15 protein-coding genes are annotated in these 16,663 nt (G+C 71.7%); 10 read left to right on the top strand and 5 right to left on the bottom strand.

What is annotated here, in order from left to right:
* The first annotated feature begins 200 nt into the window (after positions 1-200).
* From BLT99_RS11665 to BLT99_RS11655, 3 genes are all read left to right on the top strand, one after another.
* A complete protein-coding gene (locus BLT99_RS11665) occupies positions 201-1,811 on the top strand; it encodes a xylulokinase (RefSeq protein ID WP_092672561.1) in 1,611 nt (536 codons plus the stop codon).
* Positions 1,812-1,900: 89 nt separating this feature from the next.
* Positions 1,901-3,424 (top strand): L-arabinose isomerase, encoded by a 1,524-nt coding sequence (gene araA, locus BLT99_RS11660; protein WP_092672558.1) that lies wholly within the window; start codon positions 1,901-1,903, stop codon positions 3,422-3,424.
* Positions 3,425-3,435: 11 nt separating this feature from the next.
* Positions 3,436-4,584 carry a LacI family DNA-binding transcriptional regulator gene (locus BLT99_RS11655; RefSeq protein ID WP_229724351.1) on the top strand — a complete coding sequence of 383 codons (1,149 nt, stop codon included), beginning with the start codon at positions 3,436-3,438 and terminating at the stop codon, positions 4,582-4,584.
* A 166-nt stretch (positions 4,585-4,750) separates the two neighbouring features.
* Here the strand turns inward: BLT99_RS11655 and BLT99_RS11650 are convergent, their stop codons facing one another.
* On the bottom strand, positions 4,751-5,131 hold the full coding sequence (locus BLT99_RS11650; protein WP_092672555.1) for a VOC family protein: 381 nt from the start codon (positions 5,129-5,131) through the stop codon (positions 4,751-4,753).
* 265 nt (positions 5,132-5,396) lie between these two features.
* Here BLT99_RS11650 and BLT99_RS11645 point away from each other — a divergent pair, with 265 nt between their 5' ends.
* Positions 5,397-5,975 carry an HhH-GPD-type base excision DNA repair protein gene (locus BLT99_RS11645; RefSeq protein WP_371874198.1) on the top strand — a complete coding sequence of 193 codons (579 nt, stop codon included), beginning with the start codon at positions 5,397-5,399 and terminating at the stop codon, positions 5,973-5,975.
* 8 nt (positions 5,976-5,983) lie between these two features.
* Here the strand turns inward: BLT99_RS11645 and BLT99_RS11640 are convergent, their stop codons facing one another.
* The 3 genes from BLT99_RS11640 to BLT99_RS11630 form a co-directional block, all read right to left on the bottom strand.
* Positions 5,984-6,589 carry a hypothetical protein gene (locus BLT99_RS11640; RefSeq protein ID WP_133988424.1) on the bottom strand — a complete coding sequence of 202 codons (606 nt, stop codon included), beginning with the start codon at positions 6,587-6,589 and terminating at the stop codon, positions 5,984-5,986.
* Positions 6,586-7,707: a PASTA domain-containing protein gene (locus BLT99_RS11635; RefSeq protein ID WP_092672546.1), complete on the bottom strand. Its 1,122-nt coding sequence runs from the start codon at positions 7,705-7,707 to the stop codon at positions 6,586-6,588. The genes BLT99_RS11640 and BLT99_RS11635 overlap by 4 nt, the downstream gene beginning before the upstream one ends.
* Positions 7,708-7,821: 114 nt before the next feature.
* Positions 7,822-8,769 carry an NAD-dependent epimerase/dehydratase family protein gene (locus tag BLT99_RS11630; RefSeq protein WP_092672543.1) on the bottom strand — a complete coding sequence of 316 codons (948 nt, stop codon included), beginning with the start codon at positions 8,767-8,769 and terminating at the stop codon, positions 7,822-7,824.
* 318 nt (positions 8,770-9,087) lie between these two features.
* On the opposite strand from BLT99_RS11630, the gene BLT99_RS11625 reads away from it, so the two are divergent.
* From BLT99_RS11625 to BLT99_RS11605, 5 genes are all read left to right on the top strand, one after another.
* The gene (locus BLT99_RS11625; protein WP_092672540.1) at positions 9,088-10,071 is read left to right on the top strand and encodes an ABC transporter substrate-binding protein; all 984 of its coding nucleotides are present in this window, start codon (positions 9,088-9,090) and stop codon (positions 10,069-10,071) included.
* Positions 10,072-10,251: 180 nt separating this feature from the next.
* Complete coding sequence (locus BLT99_RS11620) at positions 10,252-11,901, top strand: sugar ABC transporter ATP-binding protein (protein ID WP_229724431.1); 1,650 nt, start codon at positions 10,252-10,254, stop codon at positions 11,899-11,901.
* The gene (locus tag BLT99_RS11615) at positions 11,898-12,944 is read left to right on the top strand and encodes an ABC transporter permease (protein WP_092672534.1); all 1,047 of its coding nucleotides are present in this window, start codon (positions 11,898-11,900) and stop codon (positions 12,942-12,944) included. Before BLT99_RS11620 ends, BLT99_RS11615 begins: the two co-directional genes overlap by 4 nt.
* The gene (gene yjfF, locus BLT99_RS11610) at positions 12,941-14,062 is read left to right on the top strand and encodes a galactofuranose ABC transporter, permease protein YjfF (RefSeq protein ID WP_092672531.1); all 1,122 of its coding nucleotides are present in this window, start codon (positions 12,941-12,943) and stop codon (positions 14,060-14,062) included. Before BLT99_RS11615 ends, yjfF begins: the two co-directional genes overlap by 4 nt.
* An 88-nt stretch (positions 14,063-14,150) precedes the next feature.
* On the top strand, positions 14,151-15,233 hold the full coding sequence (locus BLT99_RS11605) for a LacI family DNA-binding transcriptional regulator (RefSeq protein WP_092672528.1): 1,083 nt from the start codon (positions 14,151-14,153) through the stop codon (positions 15,231-15,233).
* 261 nt (positions 15,234-15,494) lie between these two features.
* Here the strand turns inward: BLT99_RS11605 and BLT99_RS11600 are convergent, their stop codons facing one another.
* On the bottom strand, positions 15,495-15,977 hold the full coding sequence (locus BLT99_RS11600; RefSeq protein ID WP_197675495.1) for a MarR family winged helix-turn-helix transcriptional regulator: 483 nt from the start codon (positions 15,975-15,977) through the stop codon (positions 15,495-15,497).
* A gap of 57 nt (positions 15,978-16,034) precedes the next feature.
* On the opposite strand from BLT99_RS11600, the gene BLT99_RS11595 reads away from it, so the two are divergent.
* Positions 16,035-16,622: an NADPH-dependent FMN reductase gene (locus BLT99_RS11595; protein ID WP_092672525.1), complete on the top strand. Its 588-nt coding sequence runs from the start codon at positions 16,035-16,037 to the stop codon at positions 16,620-16,622.
* Positions 16,623-16,663 lie beyond the last annotated feature (41 nt).

Below are 16,663 nucleotides of genomic sequence, written 5' to 3'. Positions count from 1 at the left end.
CTCGTCGCATGCTGCGGCGTCGGGGCGTCGGCACCATCCTCCGCGAGAGTATGCCGAACAGCGCTTCCGGCCCCGGCACGGCGACGTTCGGCATACCCTCGGCGACTCGGATGGGGTTGGCAGGCGGCTTCGTTAGCGCTAACATCGACGACTGTTAGCGCTAACGAAGCCGCCGCGATGCAGAAGGAGGGCGCTCGCCGATGAGCGACACCGAGAACACGACGGATGGCGCGCGCGCCGCGATCCTCGAGGGGCGCACGTCGCTCGGGATCGAGCTCGGCTCCACGCGCATCAAGGCCTGCCTCGTCGGGCCCGACCCCACCGAGGTGCTCGCCGTGGGCAGCCACGAGTGGGAGAACGAGTTCGTCGACCGCCGCTGGACGTACTCGCTCGAGTACGTCGAGGCCGGCCTGCAGGCCGCCTACGCCGACCTCGTCGCCGACGTGCAGCGCCGCTACGGCGTGCAGCCGACGACGTTCGGCGCGATCGGCGTCTCCGCGATGATGCACGGCTACCTTCCGCTCGACGGCGACGGCGAGCTGCTCGTACCGTTCCGCACCTGGCGCAACACCTCGACGGGCGCGGCGGCCGCCGAGCTCAGTGAGCGGTTCGGGCTCAACATCCCGCTGCGCTGGTCGATCGCCCACCTGCACCAGGCGGTGCTCGACGACGAGGCCCACGTCCGCGACATCCGGAGCTTCACGACGCTCGCCGGGTACGTGCATTGGCGCCTCACGGGCCGCATGGTGCTCGGCGTCGGCGACGCCTCGGGCATGTTCCCGATCGACCCCGACACGCACGACTACGACGCACGGCTCCTCGGCGTCTACGACGGGCTCGTCGCCGACCGGGCGCCCGGGCTCCACGTCGCCGACCTGCTGCCCGAGGTGCTGCCCGCCGGTCGCGAGGTCGGGCGGCTCACTGCCGAGGGCGCGGCGTACCTCGATCCGAGTGGGGGCCTGCAGCCCGGCGTGCCGCTGTGCCCGCCCGAGGGCGACGCCGGCACCGGCATGGTCGCGACGAACTCGGTCGCCCCGCGCACCGGCAACGTGAGCGCGGGCACGAGCATCTTCGCGATGGTCGTGCTCGAGCGAGCCCTGTCGCACGCCCACCACGAACTCGACCTCGTCACGACGCCGGCCGGCGACCCGGTCGCGATGGTGCACTGCAACAACGGGGCGAGCGAGCTCGCCGCATGGACGGGCCTGTTCGGCCGGTTCGCCGCCGCTGCGGGTACCCCGATCGGGTCCGACGCCGCCTTCGGGGCGCTCTTCCGCGAGGCGCTCGAGGGCGACGCCGACGCGGGCGGACTGCTCGCGTACAACCACCTCGCGGGCGAGCCCATCGCGGGCCTCGACGAGGGGCGCCCGCTGTTCGTCCGCACGCCCGACAGCCGGTTCACGCTCGGCAACTTCATGCGCGCGCAGCTCTACGGCGTGTACGGCACGCTCGCGCTCGGCATGCGCGTGCTCGCGGGCGAGGGCGTCGAGATCGACCGGATGTTCGCGCACGGCGGCATCTTCCGCACGGCGGGCGTCGCCCAGCGGTTCCTCGCCGGGGCGCTCGACGCGCCGGTCGCGGTCGGCGAGACCGCGTCCGAGGGCGGCGCGTGGGGCATCGCGGTGCTCGCCGCCTACCTCGGTGCCGCCGACGAACTCGACCTCGGCGCCTACCTCGACCAGCGCGTCTTCGCCGGCGCCGACATCGACACCATCGATCCCGACCCGGCGGATGTCGCCGGCTTCGCCGCCTACCTCGATCGCTACCGCGCCGGCCTCGCCGTCGAGGCCGCCGCGGTCGCGGCGCTCTGAGGCGCGACATCCGCTTCCGGCGCGGCTCGCCTCACGGCCATCACCACTCGCAACTCACACGCAGACGAACCTCGCAGTAAGGACATCCCATGACCCGCACTCCGCTCACCACCTCGCTCGACGGGTACGAGGTCTGGTTCCTCACCGGAAGCCAGCACCTCTACGGCCCCGAGACCCTGCGGCAGGTCGCCGACCAGTCGCGCACGATCGCGGAGACGCTCGACGCGGCATCCGCCGTGCCCGTGGAGGTGGTCTGGCAGCCGGTGCTCACCGACTCGGCCGCGATCAAGAAGCTCGTGCTCGAGGCGAACGCCGCGCCCAACGTGATCGGCGTCGTCGCGTGGATGCACACCTTCAGCCCCGCGAAGATGTGGATCGCCGGCCTCGACGCGCTGCAGAAGCCGCTCGCGCACCTGCACACGCAGGCGAACGTCGAGCTGCCGTACGCCGAGATCGACTTCGACTTCATGAACCTCAACCAGGCCGCGCACGGCGACCGCGAGTTCGGGTACATCCAGACGCGCCTCGGCGTGCCGCGCAAGACGATCGTCGGACACGCGACCGACCCGCGCGTGCAGGGCGAGCTCGCGACCTGGCAGCGTGCGGCGGCCGGCCTCGCGGCATCCCGCGACCTCAAGCTCGCGCGCTTCGGCGACAATATGCGCTTCGTCGCCGTGACCGAGGGCGACAAGACCGAGGCCGAGCTGCGCTTCGGGGTGCAGGTCAACACGTGGGGCGTGAACGAGCTCGCCGACGCGGTGCACGCGGCGTCCGACGCCGAGATCGACCAGCTCGTCGCGCTCTACGAGGACGAGTACGACGTGGCCGCCGAACTACGGAAGGGCGGCGACCGCCACGACTCGCTGCGCTACGGCGCGGCCATCGAGCTCGGCCTGCGCTCGTTCCTCGAAGAGGGCGGCTTCGGCGCGTTCACCACGAGCTTCGAGGACCTCGGCGCGCTGCGGCAGCTGCCCGGCCTCGCGGTGCAGCGCCTGCAGGCCGAGGGTTACGGCTTCGGCGCCGAGGGCGACTGGAAGACCGCCGTGCTCGTGCGCATCGCCAACGTGATGGGCGCGGGCCTGCCCGGCGGCGCGACCCTCATGGAGGACTACACGTACGACCTCACGCCCGGCGACGAGCTCATTCTCGGCGCGCACATGCTCGAGGTCGCCCCGTCGATCACGACGGCCAAGCCGTCGCTCGAGATCCACCCGCTCGGCATCGGCGGCAAGGAGGACCCGGTGCGCCTGGTCTTCACGGCCGACCCCGGTCCGGCCGTCGTGGTCGCGATGAGCGACCTGCGCGACCGGTTCCGCCTCACGGCGAACGTCGTCGAGAACGTCGCCCCGCGCCATCCGCTGCCCAAGCTGCCGGTCGGCCGTGCGATCTGGAAGCCCGCGCCCGACTTCCAGACGTCGGCCGCCGCGTGGCTCACCGCCGGCGCCGCGCACCACACCGTCATGTCGACCGCGGTCGGCGTCGAGGTGTTCCGCGACTTCGCCGAGATGGCGCGCGTCGAGCTGCTCGTGATCGACGACGAGACGACGCAGCGCGGGTTCGAGCGCGAGGTGCGCTGGAACCAGGCGTACTACCGGCTGGCGCAGGGCCTCTGAGGCCGGGCGCGATGAGCGGGGCGGATGCGGCGGGGCGGGCGGTGGACCCGGCTGCCGTGTCCGACCCGGCCGCGGGGCTTGGCGCGGGGCCTGCGGCCGACCTGAAGGCGCCCGATCCGGCGGCGGCGGCGACCTTCGCCGGGGTGCCGACCATGTTCGACGTGGCCCGGCACGCCGGTGTCTCGCACCAGACGGTGTCGCGCGTGCTGAACGACCTGCCCGGGGTCGCCGCCGCGACGCGCGAGCGCGTGCGGCAGGCGATGGCCGAGCTCAACTACGCGCCGTCGCCGACCGCGCGGGCGATGGCGCGTCGCCGGTCGGGCTCGATCGGGCTGATCCAGGCTGGCCGACCCGACTACGGCCCGTCGAGCGCGGCGCTCGGCTTCAACGAGGCCGCGCGCGAGGCCGGATACGCCGTGAGCCAGGCGAGCATGCGCGCGCTCGACGCCGACGAGCTCACCCAAGCGGTGCACCGGCTCGTGCTGCAGCGCGTCGAGGCGATCGTGCTCATCTCGGGCGAACGCGAGGGCGTCGACGTGCTGCGCGGGATCGACGCGGGCGTGCCGGTCGTCGCGGTCGCCTCCGAGCGGTCGCCCGGGACGCATCGCGTGTCGTTCGATCAGGCCGCCGGCGCGCGCCTCGCGACCGAGCATCTGATCGGTCTCGGGCATCGGCGCATCGCGCATGTGGCCGGTCCGGCCGATTCGATGGATGCCGCGGAGCGCCGCCGCGGGTTCGCCGCCGCGCTCGAGGCGCACGGCCTCGAGCACCGCGAGCCCATCGAGGGCGACTGGCTCGCGGCATCTGGACACGCCGCGGGGGTTCGCGTGCTCGAGGACGGATGGGCCACCGCCGTGTTCGTCGGCAACGACCAGATGTCGCTCGGGCTGCTCGCCGCGTGCCACGCCGCGGGCGTCGCGGTGCCCGATGACCTCAGCGTCGTCGGGTTCGACGACATCCCCGAGGCGGCCTTCTTCACGCCGGCGCTCACGACGATGCGGCAGGACTTCCACACCCTCGGCCTCGACATCATGGCGACGGTGCTCGACGTCCTGCGCGACGAGCCGTCGGCGCCCGACCGCACGACGCGTGTGCCCGAGCTCGTCGTGCGCGCGAGCACAGCCGCCCCGCCCCGCGCGGCTGACCTCGCCGGGATGTGACGCGAACTGCCGTTCCGGCGGCGGCGAACCGCGTTGCGCGTCACCTCACGGCCAGCGGCGCGCCTCGGTCGCGAACCAGTTGGCGCGGGGCTGCGTGCTACCTGCCGGGACGGGACGCGAATTGCTGTTCCGGCGGCGGCGAACCGCGTTTCGCGTCACCTCACGGTCAGGATGCCGAGTAGTCGGGCAGCTGCTGCAGGGTCCAGCGGTTGCCGTCGGGGTCGCGCAGGGTGATGAAGCGGCCCCACTCCTGCTCGTCGATGCCCTCGGCCTCCACGCCCTTGGCGCGCAGGTCGGCGAGCACGGCGTCGGCGTCGGGGATCACGACCTGGATCACGTCGAGCGAGCCGGGCTCGAGCGTCGCGCCCAGGCCCTCCCCGATCGCGATCGAGCACGCCGATCCGGGCGGCGTGAGCTGCACGAAGCGCAGCCCCTCGTACACGGTGCGGTCGTGGTCGGCGTTGAAGCCGAGCTTCTCGACGTAGAACTCCTTCGCGCGGTCGACGTCGCTGACGGGCACGTGGATGAGCTCGATCTTCCAGTCCATGGTGGTCCTCCGGGTCGGGCCGGGCGGGTAGGCACGGCGTCTCGTTTCACCGACGAGTCTGCTCGCCGATGTGGACAGTTCCTGTCCGGAATGGCACGGGGTAAGGCCGCCATCCGGACGGGGCTCCGCGCTCCACCATGTCGCGGACCCGGTCGACGCCGCAAGACCGGTCGCACGACCGCGACGCATGGGTGCCGGATGTCGCGGCCCGCCGCGACCGGACCGGCCCGGTCCGTCCGCCGCATCCGGTGGGAGGATGGAACGCATGACGACGCTCAACATCACCGGGGATGCCGCGGCCGACGAGCTGCTCAGCACCGACGCGTTTGCGCTGCTCGTGGGCATGCTGCTCGACCAGCAGGTCGCGATGGAGACCGCGTTCGCCGGGCCGTTGAAGATCCAGCAGCGCGTCGGCTCGATCAAGCCCGACACGATCGCGGCCGTCGACCCCGATCACCTGGTCGACGTCTTCAAGCAGACGCCCGCGGTGCACCGCTATCCCGGCTCGATGGCCGGGCGCGTCCAGGCGCTGGCCGGCGCCGTGCGCGACGACTGGGGGAGCGACGCCGCGGCGATCTGGACGCAGGGCGACCCCGACGGTCCCGAGGTGCTCCGGCGCCTGAAGGCGTTGCCGGGCTTCGGCGACCAGAAGGCGAAGATCTTCCTCGCCCTGCTCGGCAAGCAGCTGGGCGTCGAGGCGTCCGGATGGCGCGAGGCCGTCGGCCACTACGGCGAGGAGGGGTGCTTCGCCTCCGTCGCCGACATCACCGACGCCGAGTCCCTCGCCAAGGTGCGCGCCACGAAGCAGGCGGCGAAGGCCGCGGCGAAATCCTCGAAGGCCTGACCCGTCGATCACGGCCCCCGGGGCGTCAGGTGCACCGGGCGCCGCAGGTTCACGATCAGGTGCGAGTCGAACTGCTTCTGCTTCGTGACGAGCGCCTTCCCGCGCACGCTCAACGTCCCGGTGACCTTCACGTCTCCGCCTTCGACCGCGACGAGGTCGCCGGCCGCGACGATCGCGGCGCAACCGATGACCTGGAAGACGAGGTCGAGCTGGAACTCGACCCTTCCGACCGGGACGTCGTCGACGGAGACCTCGATGACCGGCGTGTAGGTCGAGGTGACGCGGTGCGAGGCGAGCTCCACCACCTCGCGCGCGGGGGAGCCGAGCGTCCGGCGGCCGGCGTCTGCGAGGGCCCGGTACTTGAGCCAGCCTTCGATGAGCGCGTCGGTCACGTCGAAGTCGAGCAGTCGCTGGGCCGCGGCGGCCACCTGGCCGTAGACGGCGTTTCGGGCCACCGTCGACAGGTGGTCGACGCCGCCGGACGCCGTCCCCTCGCGGTCGGCCGCGACGAGCGCAGCGGCGATCTCATCGGAGAGAACGTGCGCGCGCCCCGGGTCTCCGAGCAGGTCGAGCACGGTGAGGCGATCCTCGTGCGACGGTGCCAGCATGGTCACGATCGGACCTCCTCGATCTCGTGGCGTCGGTCGCCGGAATGAGCCTCGATCCGCACCACGTGCCGGCGGGCATCGCGTTCGTCGGGCAGCGCGTCGATCGCACTGCGCACGTCGACGGGCGTCACCGGCGTCGCGCGCACGTGCGCGGCGACCCACGCGCGCTGGCGCGCGACGTGCTGGACGCGGAGGAGCACCGCCATGGCGGCGATGATCGCCAGGGCGAGGAGCACGGCGGCCACGACCAGGATCGCCGTCGACAGCGAGAGGGACGGCGCCGTCGTGGTGTGGACCGTGACCTCGGATGCCACCGGCACGGCGGTGCCGGGCGCGGGGTCCTGGGCGTCGATGACGTCGCCGTCGGACGAGCCCGAGATCGCGAGCCGCAGGCCGACCGCGCTCAACGCCGCGGCGGCCTCCCCCGTCGACATGCCGACGAGATCGGGTACCGGGACGGTCTCCGGAGGAAGGGGCTGCAGCGTCACGTCCACCGCCGTCCCGACGGTCACCTCGGTGCCGGCGGGAAGCGACTGCTCGCCGACCAGGTCGCCCGTGCCCGAGACGGCGCCCCGAACCAGCTGGGCGGCATCGAGTCGTGCGTCCGCGTCCTCGAGCGTGAGGCCGAGCAGGTCGGGGACCTCCGTCATCTGGGCTGGTGGGGGAGTGACCAGGAAACTCGCCTCCGCGGTCATCTTCGCGTCGCCGGTGCAGCGAGCGACCACCGCGTGCGTGTCAGGACTCGTCTCCGTCGGCACCTCGAAGGAGGTGGACGCGACGCCGCCCGACGCGACGACGGTCCCGAGGTCGACCGAGACGCCCTGCTCGATCCACGTGAAGACCACCTCCGGGTCCCCGACGTCGTCGTTGCCCTCGAGCGGACAGTCGACGAAGCCCGTCGCGACGGCCGCGACCGTCGAGCCGGGCTCTCCCTCGACGGGATCGAGCTGGAGCTGAGGCGCGGTGGCCGGTGGCGCGTCCGGCGCAGGAGCTGCCGGCGCGTCCGGCACGGGCGGCGCGGCCGACGCGCCGGTTGCGGTGGTCGCGACGCCGAACATCGTGCCGACGGCGAGCAGCACCATCGCCGCCGCCGCACGAAGGCGAGACGAACTGGAGTGCGCCATATCGCGGCCCCCTCCCACCGCGTATGTTCACTCCCACGGTCCTCCGGACCGCGCCGGATGTCAACGACGGTCCCGGGACGGGTCGAGACCGGCGCGACTCGACCGTCGGGCGGCTCAGCGCCCGATTCGGTCGCGCCATGAAGCCGCCGTCGCGTCGAGCAGCGCGTCCCAGTCTGTCGGCGTGATGCCGAACACCTCGGTCGTCTCTGAAGCGTCCACGACGAACGGCCGGTCGAACTGGTAGTGGACTCCGCGCACCTCGCGCACCACGGGGACGACGGCGCCGAGGGAAGCCGCCGCCCAGCGCGGCATCCGTCGCAGTCGCGGCTCGCCCGCGCCGACCCGAGACCCGAGCGCTCGCAGCACTTCGCGCACGCTCACCGGCGGGTTCGAGGGCACGAGCCACGCCGATCCCCACGCCCGCTCGTCACGGCCGAGCACCGCGAGCGTCGCGGCGATGTCGTCGACCGCCGTCCACGAGTGCGGCGCGTCGGGGTCGCCGAACACCGTCGCCGGGCGTCCGGTGAGGGTGCGCTCCGCATACCTCGGCAGCAGCCCGCTCGACACGGGCGCGGTCGGCCCGAGGTAGTCCGAGGCGCGTGCCTCGGTCACGCGTACGCGCCCGGCCTGGTGGGCGGCGAGCGCCTCCTCCCACATTCGCGCCCGGAGCGCGCCCTTGTGGTCGGACGGCCGCAGCGGCGTCTCGCGGCGCATCGGCCCGTCGACCGGACCGTAGCCGTAGAGGTTGCCCATCGTGACGAGCACGGCACCGGCTGACTCGGCCGCATGCAGGATCGACGCCGCGAGCGGCGGCCACACCTGCTCCCAGAGCGGGTACGAACCGGGGTTCGCGCAGTTGTAGACCACGCTCGCGCCGTGCGCCGCGTCGGCCAGCGATCGGGCGTCGCTCGCATCGAGCGCGACCCGTTCGACGAGCGGATGACTCGCGCCTCCGCCCGAGCGCGTGACCACTCGCACGCGCGAGCCGCCGTCGGCGAGCCGCAGGGCGAGGGCGGTCCCGACGGGTCCCGCGCCGACGATCAGCTGGAACGGCTCGGTCATGTCGAGCATCCTGCCGCACCGGTATGTCCTGCCGATGAACGAACGTGCCCGACACCGACCAGTTGAGCGCTCACATTCCACCCACGGGCCGCGGAGACGGGAGACGATTCGCCCACCGAACGAGTGGCTGAGTACCCCGCGCCCGCGGCGGGAACGCCTGCGGGGCGCCCGTGACCCAACCGTGACGAAATTCCCACTTGTGAGCGCTCACAAGTGAGCGCTAACATCTCGACTGCGGCCGGAATGGACTGGCCGCCCGGCGCACCGAGACTTCGCAGCACCCCCGCCGCCGGCCAGTGAACAAGGAGGTTCCAGCTGATGAAGAAGCAGCTCATCGGCATCGCCGCCGCCGGCGCGATGCTCCTCGCCCTCTCGGGATGCGCCAGCTCGGGCGACGCCACCGCCGAGGGCCCCAAGCCGCTCGACGAGCTCGTGGTCGGGTTCGCCCAGGTCGGCGCCGAGTCGGGATGGCGCACCGCCAACACCAAGGACATCCAGGCCGCCTTCGAGGAGGCCGGCATCGAGCTGAAGTTCTCCGACGCGCAGCAGAAGCAGGAGAACCAGATCAAGGCGATCCGGTCGTACATCCAACAGGGCGTCGACTACATCGCCTTCTCGCCCGTCGTCGAGACCGGATGGGACGCGGTGCTCAACGAGGCCAAGGCCGCCGGCATCCCCGTGGTGCTCACCGACCGCGCCGTCGACTCGCAGGACGAGTCGCTCTACGTGAGCTTCCTCGGCTCCGACTTCATCGAGGAGGGCAAGAAGGCCGGCCTCTGGGTGCTCGACGAGTACAAGGACGCGACCGAGCCGGTCAACATCGTGCAGCTCGAGGGCACGACGGGCGCCGCACCGGCGATCGACCGTGCCGAGGGCTTCGCCGACGTCATCCGCCAGAACTCCAACCTCGAGGTCGTCGCGAGCCAGACCGGCGACTTCACGCGTGCCGGCGGCAAGCAGGTCATGGAGGCGCTGCTGAAGTCCAACCCCGACATCGACCTCGTCTACGCCCACAACGACGACATGGGCCTGGGCGCGATCGAGGCGATCGAGGCGGCGGGCCTGAAGCCCGGCGAGGACATCAAGATCGTCACGGTCGACGCGGTCAAGGACGGCATGCAGGCGCTCGCCGACGGCAAGATCAACTTCATCGTGGAGTGCTCGCCGCTGCTCGGCGGCCAGCTGGTCGACATCATCAAGACCCTCAACGACGGTGGCGAGGTCGAGAAGCGCATCATCACCGAGGAGACGACCTTCAACCAGGAGCAGGCCATCGAGGCCCTGCCCGACCGGCAGTACTGAGCCCCGAGGGGCGGATGTCGCGGCATCCGCCTCTCGGACCCGGCGGGTGCGCGGCGTCCATGCGCGCACCCGCCGTCCCCTACTCTCGACCCACGGCAACGCACGAGCGGATGCCGCCACCACACCTCGATGGAGAGACACGTGACCCAGGCACCCGCCACGCCGGCGCCGGTCGTCGAGATGCGCGACATCTCGATCACCTTCCCGGGCGTCAAGGCGCTCGACGGCGTCGACTTCCGCATGTTCCCGGGCGAGGTGCACTCGCTCATGGGCGAGAACGGCGCCGGGAAGTCGACGCTCATCAAGGCGCTCACGGGCGTCTACGGCATCGACTCCGGCACGATCACGCTCGCGGGCGACCAGGTCTCGTTCAGCGGTCCGGCCCAGGCCCAGGCGGCGGGCATCGCGACCGTGTACCAGGAGGTGAACCTCCTGCCGAACCTGTCGGTCGCCGAGAACATCCTGCTCGGGCTCGAGCCCCGGCGGTTCGGCTCGGTCGACTGGCGAGAGATGCGCCGACGCTCGCGCGCCATCCTCGCCGGCCTCGGCCTCGAGATCGACCCCGGCTCGCTCCTCGGCGACCACTCGCTCGCGGTGCAGCAGCTCGTCGCGATCGCGCGCGCGATCGACGTGAACGCGAAGGTCCTGATCCTCGACGAGCCGACGTCGTCGCTCGACACCGACGAGGTCGCCGAGCTGTTCCGCGTCATCCGCTCGCTGAAGGACCAGGGCGTCGCCATCCTGTTCGTCTCGCACTTCCTCGACCAGGTGTACGAGATCTGCGACCGCCTCACGGTGCTGCGCAACGGCAAGTTGGTGGGGGAGTACCTCGTCGACGAGCTGCTGCGCATCGACCTCGTGCAGAAGATGATCGGCAAGGAGCTCACCGCGCTCGACGAGCTCGAGCAGCGCGTCCACACGGTGGTCGCCGGCGATTCGGATGCCGCGACGTTCGTCTCGGCCGAGGGGCTCGGCCGCCGCGGCGCGATCAACCCGGCCGATCTGCCGATCGCGGCAGGCGAGGTCGTGGGCCTGGCCGGCCTGCTCGGCTCCGGCCGGACGGAGTTCGCGCGCCTCCTCGGCGGCATCGACCGCGCCGACACGGGCGAGCTGACCATCCGCGGCGAGACCGTGAAACTGCGCACGCCGCGCCAGGCGATCTCGAAGCGCATCGCGTTCTCGTCCGAGAACCGGCGCGACGAGGGCATCGTCGGCGACCTCACCGTGCGCGACAACATCGTGCTCGCGCTGCAGGCCGACCGCGGCTGGTTCCGCCCCATCCCGAAGAAGAAGCAGGACGAGCTCGCGCAGTCCTACATCCAGGCGCTCAACATCCGGCCCGGCAACGCCGACGCGCTCGTGCGCAACCTGTCGGGCGGCAACCAGCAGAAGGTGCTGCTCGCGCGCTGGCTCGCCATCGCGCCGCGCCTCCTGATCCTCGACGAGCCGACGCGCGGCATCGACATCGGGGCCAAGGCCGAGATCCAGAAGCTCGTGTTCAACCTCGCCGAGAACGGCATGAGCGTGCTCTTCATCTCGGCCGAGCTCGAGGAGGTGCTGCGGCTCAGCCACCGCGTCGTGGTGCTCCGCGACCGGCACGTCGTCGCCGACCTCGAGAACGACGGGCTCACGGTCGACTCGCTGCTCGGGCTCATCGCCGACGGGCGGGTCGCGTCCGACGACGAGGCGCTCGACGAGCTGGCGGATGGCGCGGCGCCGGCGCCTGCGACATCCGGTGCCGCGGCAGCGCCCGCGCCCGTCACGGCCGGCGCCCGCGCGACATCCGTCACCCCTGAACCCACCGACCCCGCCGCAGGAGGCACCCGATGAGCGCCCTGCTCGCCCGCATCGTCGCCAGCCGGCTGTTCTGGCCGGTCGTGATGCTGCTCGTCCTGTTCGCGATCAACCTCATCGCGTTCCCCGGCTTCTTCACGATCACGGTGCGCGACGGGCACCTGTTCGGCAGCCTCATCGACATCCTGCGCAACGGGGCGCCGACGCTCATCATCGCGGTGGGCATGACGCTCGTCATCGCGACCCGGGGCATCGACCTCTCGGTCGGCGCGGTCGCCGCGATCTCGGGCGCGGTCGCGTGCTCGATCATCCTCGGCTCGCCCGAGCCGGCGAGCTCGGCGACCGTCGCGGTCGCGGTCACCGTCGCGCTGCTGATCTCGCTCGTGCTCGGGGTGTGGAACGGGTTCCTCGTCGCCGTGCTCGGCATCCAGCCGATCATCGCCACGCTGATCCTCATGACCGCGGGCCGCGGCGTCGCGATGCTCATCACCGAGGGCCAGATCATCACCGTGAACAGCCCGCCGTTCAAGGCGCTCGGTTCGGGCTTCTGGCTCGGGCTCCCGATCGCGGCCATCATCGCGGCCGTCGTGTTCGGCGCCGCGGCGCTCATCACGCGGCGCACCGCGCTCGGCATGTTCATCGAGTCGGTCGGCATCAACCCCGAGGCCAGCCGCCAGGCGGGCGTGCGCGCACGCGGGCTGCTGTTCGCCGTCTACACGTTCAGCGCGTTCTGCGCGGCGATCGCCGGCCTCATCCTCACCGCCAACACCGCCGCGGCGGATGCCAACAACACGGGCCTGTTCATCGAGCTCGACGCGATCCTCGCGGTCGTCATCGGCGGCACATCACTCGCCGGCGGCCGGTACACGCTGCTCGGCACGCTGGTCGGGGCGCTCGTCATCCAGACCCTCGTGACCACGGTCTACACGGTCGGCATCCCGCCGATCGCGACCATGGTGTTCAAGGCGGCGGTCGTGACCGTCGTCTGCCTCCTCCAGTCGCCCACCACGGCACAGGCGCTCAGCGGGTTCCGCAGGCGCCTCGCCGTCCGAGCCGGGAAGGGGCTCGCCGCATCATGACCAAGCTGCTCGACGCCCCTGATCGCCCCTCGCGTGGCAGCGCCCGGCGCGCGGCGCGCCCGACCCGCGGCGCCGGCCGCGGGGCCGCCGGACGCGGCCGGGGCACCGGCCCAGCGCCATCCGGCGGCAGCCCGATCGCACGCGCGGGCCGCGCCGCCGCCGCACTGCTGACCAGTCCGAAGTACGGGCCCGTCACGGTCACCGCCATCCTGTTCGTCGCCGTGTTCGTCGTCGGCGGGATCCGCTACCGCGGGTTCTTCTCGGGACAGGTGTTCCTCAACCTGCTGGTCGACAACGCGTACCTGATCGTGCTCGCGGTCGGCATGACGTTCGTGATCCTGACCGGCGGCATCGACCTGTCGGTCGGCGCGGTGGTCGCCCTCAGCGGCATGATCGCCGCGAACACCCTGCAGACGGGCTGGTCGCCCGCGGTCGTGATCCCGCTCATCCTCGTGCTGACGAGCGTGCTCGGGCTTCTCGTTGGCCTCATGATCCACGTGTTCAAGGTGCAGCCGTTCATCGCGACGCTGGCCGCGATGTTCCTGGCGCGCGGCCTCTGCTACGTGATCAGCCAGAGCTCGATCTCGATCACCGAGCCGACGTTCGTGCAGCTCGCGGTCTCGCGCATCCCGCTCGGCGGCGGCATGTCCATCACGCCGAGCGTGATCATCGCGCTCGTCGTGGTCGCGATCGCGGTGTGGGTGCTGCACGCCACACGCTTCGGCCGCACGGTCTACGCGATCGGCGGCAGCGAGACATCCGGTCTGCTCATGGGCCTGCCGGTCGCGCGCACCAAGGTGCTCGTCTACGTGATCTCGGGCTTCTGCTCGGGCCTGGCGGGCGTGCTCTTCACCTTCTACACGCTCTCGGGCTACCCGCTGACGGCGATCGGCACCGAACTCGACGCCATCGCCGCGGTCGTCATCGGCGGCACGCTGCTCACCGGCGGGTACGGCTTCGTGCTCGGCTCGGTGCTCGGCGTGCTGGTGCTCGGGGTGATCCAGACCATCATCACGTTCGAGGGCACGCTCTCGTCGTGGTGGACCAAGATCTTCATCGGCGCGCTGCTGCTGGTGTTCATCATCCTGCAGAAGGTGCTCACGGCACGGCGGCGGTGAGCGAGAGCGGATGGCGCAGCGCCCGTTCCCACCGCGGACCGGGCGCTCCGCCTCCCCGACCGGGGCTTCCCCGGGCGGGATAATCGACATGGACGAGCGCGCCGGCGGCGCGGGGCAGGGAGCCAGGCAGCGAGTGGCCGAGCACGACGACAAGACCCGGGCGGCGACGATCTTCGACGTCGCTCGGCTCGCGGGCGTGTCGCACCAGACGGTGTCGCGTGTGCTCAACGACCTGCCGAACGTGCGCCCGGCCACGCGGGCCCGCGTCGAGCAGGCGATCACGCAGCTGCGGTACGTGCCGTCGCCCGCGGCGCGCGCCCTCGTCACGCGTCGCACGCGCACCCTCGGGCTGATCGTCACAGGGGCGCCCGACTACGGGCCATCCTCGACCGCGCTGCACTTCAACGAAGCGGCGCGCGACGCCCGGTACGCGGTGATCACCGCCAGCATGCTCGAGACGGATGCCGCGAGCATGCGCTCGACCGCCGAGCTGCTCGTGCGCCAGAACGTCGAGGCGATCGTGCTCATCGCCGCGCAGCGCGCCGCGCTCGACGCGCTCGACGGCATCGAGCTCGGGGTGCCGATCGTGGCGGTCGCGTCCGAGGAGCGAGGTGCCATGCACCGCGTCTGGCTCGACCAGTACGCCGGCGCACGCCTCGCGGTCGAGCACCTCATCGGACTCGGGCACCGAGCCATACGCCATGTCGCCGGACCCCTGAACGCGATGGATGCCGCGGAGCGCGTCCGCGGATGGGCCGCCGCGCTCGGCGACCACGGCCTGCCGGCGCGCGAGCCGCTCGTGGGGGACTGGTCGCCCGGCAGCGGGTACGTGCACGGCCGCGCGCTTGCGGCCGACCCCGACATGACCGCGGTGTTCGTCTCGAACGACCAGATGGCGCTCGGCGTGATGCACGCGCTCGCCGAGGCGGGCCGCTCGGTGCCGGGCGACGTGAGCGTGGTGGGCTTCGACGACATCCCCGAGGCGGCGTTCTTCGCGCCGCCCCTCACGACGATCCGCCAGGACTTCGACGCGCTCGGTCGCGACGCGATGGCCGGCGTGCTCACCGTGCTCGGCGACGACGATCGCATGCCGGCCCCGCGCGTGCCCGACCTCGTGGTGCGCACGAGCACGGCCGCGCCGTCGCGCGACCGGGCGGCCGTCACGTCCTGACGTCGCTGCCGTCGCCGTCGTCGCCCGCCCGTCCGCCGGCCGGGCCTCACGTCCCGGTCCATCCCGGGGCGAGCGCCCGGCCCAACGCATGAGGTGACGCGAAGCGCTCCATCCCGCGGGATCACGCGCAGATCGGGTCACCTCGGGGTCATTGCGACCGGGGGCGCGGTCCGGGCTCAGCCTCGAGGTGACGCGAAGCGCTCCATTCAGCGCGATATCGCGCCGTTCGCGTCACCTCGCCGAATCGCTGGAACGACTCGCTCAGCCAGCGGCGGCCTCGCGCAGCTCGCGGATCCGCGCCCGCACGCGGGCGGACGCGTCGGCGATCGCTCGCCGCTCGTCGGGCTCGAGCACGTCGAGGAACAGGGTGCGGATGTCGCGCCCGTGCTCGCGCGTCGCGCGAAGGAACGCGAGACGGCCGAGGCGTGTCATCACGATGAGCGATCCGCGACCGTCGGTGTCGCACTCGATGCGCTCGATTAGCCCGCGCGAGGCCATGCGCGTGAGGTGATGGGAGACCCGGCTCTTCTCCCAGCCCATCATCTCGCCGAGCGCGCCCGGGCGCAGGCGGCGCTCGGGCGTGCGGAAGAGCGTGAGCAGCACGCCGTAGTCGGGCTGCGAGATGCCGACGTCGTCCTGCAGTCGGCGGTCGAGTTCGCGGGCGAGCTCGAAGTGCATCCCCACGAACCCGTCGAAGAAGGTCCAGTCATCCGCCTCGAGCAGTGGCTCCTCGGCAGATGACATGAACCCATCTTACGTGAATTTGGTTGACGTGTCAACAACTTCAAGAGAGGATGGAAGATGTCCCGAGTCAAGATCGGCATCATCATCGGCAGCACCCGGCCCGGTCGGGTCGGCGACCAGGTCGCGCGTTGGGTGCTCGAGCGGGCGCAGTCGCGCACCAACGCGGAGTTCGAGCTCGTCGACCTCGCCGACTTCGCACTTCCGCACCTCGACGAGGCGATCCCGGCCGCGGCAGGCCAGTACGCGCACGAGCACACGAAGGCGTGGGCCGAGAAGGTCGACTCGTTCGACGGCTACATCTTCGTGACGCCCGAGTACAACCACTCGACGTCCGGCGCGCTGAAGAACGCGATCGACTTCGTCTACCGCGAGTGGAACAACAAGGCTGCGGGCCTGGTCAGCTACGGCTCGGCCGGCGGCACGCGTGCCGCCGAGCATCTGCGGCTCATCCTCGGCGAGATCCAGATCGCCGACGTGCGCCAGCAAGTGTCGTTCTCGCTGCTCACCGACTTCGAGGCGTTCACGACGTTCAAGCCGGCCGACAACCACGCCGGCATGCTCGCCGCGCAGCTCGACCAGCTCGTGACGTGGGCGACCGCCCTCCGCTCGGTGCGCGAGCCTGTCGAGGTGGCCCGGGCCGCGTAACCGGCCGGCACGCGAGAAACGGGCGGCATCGGGTGTTTTCC

The organism is Agromyces flavus (assembly GCF_900104685.1).
Taxonomy (GTDB): domain Bacteria; phylum Actinomycetota; class Actinomycetes; order Actinomycetales; family Microbacteriaceae; genus Agromyces; species Agromyces flavus.
Note: the sequence above shows the minus strand (reverse complement) of the source record. Positions and strands in the feature narration are given on the sequence as shown.

Coding starts and splice junctions, on each gene's coding strand:
- BLT99_RS11630 (WP_092672543.1), bottom strand. CDS start 8,769: ATGACCGAGCCGTTCCAGCTGATCGTCGGCGCGGGACCCGTCGGGACC.
- BLT99_RS11650 (WP_092672555.1), bottom strand. CDS start 5,131: ATGGACTGGAAGATCGAGCTCATCCACGTGCCCGTCAGCGACGTCGAC.
- BLT99_RS11595 (WP_092672525.1), top strand. CDS start 16,035: ATGTCCCGAGTCAAGATCGGCATCATCATCGGCAGCACCCGGCCCGGT.
- BLT99_RS11655 (WP_229724351.1), top strand. CDS start 3,436: ATGAGCGGGGCGGATGCGGCGGGGCGGGCGGTGGACCCGGCTGCCGTG.
- BLT99_RS11635 (WP_092672546.1), bottom strand. CDS start 7,707: ATGGCGCACTCCAGTTCGTCTCGCCTTCGTGCGGCGGCGGCGATGGTG.
- BLT99_RS11615 (WP_092672534.1), top strand. CDS start 11,898: ATGAGCGCCCTGCTCGCCCGCATCGTCGCCAGCCGGCTGTTCTGGCCG.
- BLT99_RS11600 (WP_197675495.1), bottom strand. CDS start 15,977: ATGTCATCTGCCGAGGAGCCACTGCTCGAGGCGGATGACTGGACCTTC.
- BLT99_RS11645 (WP_371874198.1), top strand. CDS start 5,397: ATGACGACGCTCAACATCACCGGGGATGCCGCGGCCGACGAGCTGCTC.
- araA (WP_092672558.1), top strand. CDS start 1,901: ATGACCCGCACTCCGCTCACCACCTCGCTCGACGGGTACGAGGTCTGG.
- BLT99_RS11665 (WP_092672561.1), top strand. CDS start 201: ATGAGCGACACCGAGAACACGACGGATGGCGCGCGCGCCGCGATCCTC.
- BLT99_RS11625 (WP_092672540.1), top strand. CDS start 9,088: ATGAAGAAGCAGCTCATCGGCATCGCCGCCGCCGGCGCGATGCTCCTC.
- BLT99_RS11605 (WP_092672528.1), top strand. CDS start 14,151: ATGGACGAGCGCGCCGGCGGCGCGGGGCAGGGAGCCAGGCAGCGAGTG.
- BLT99_RS11620 (WP_229724431.1), top strand. CDS start 10,252: ATGCGCGACATCTCGATCACCTTCCCGGGCGTCAAGGCGCTCGACGGC.
- yjfF (WP_092672531.1), top strand. CDS start 12,941: ATGACCAAGCTGCTCGACGCCCCTGATCGCCCCTCGCGTGGCAGCGCC.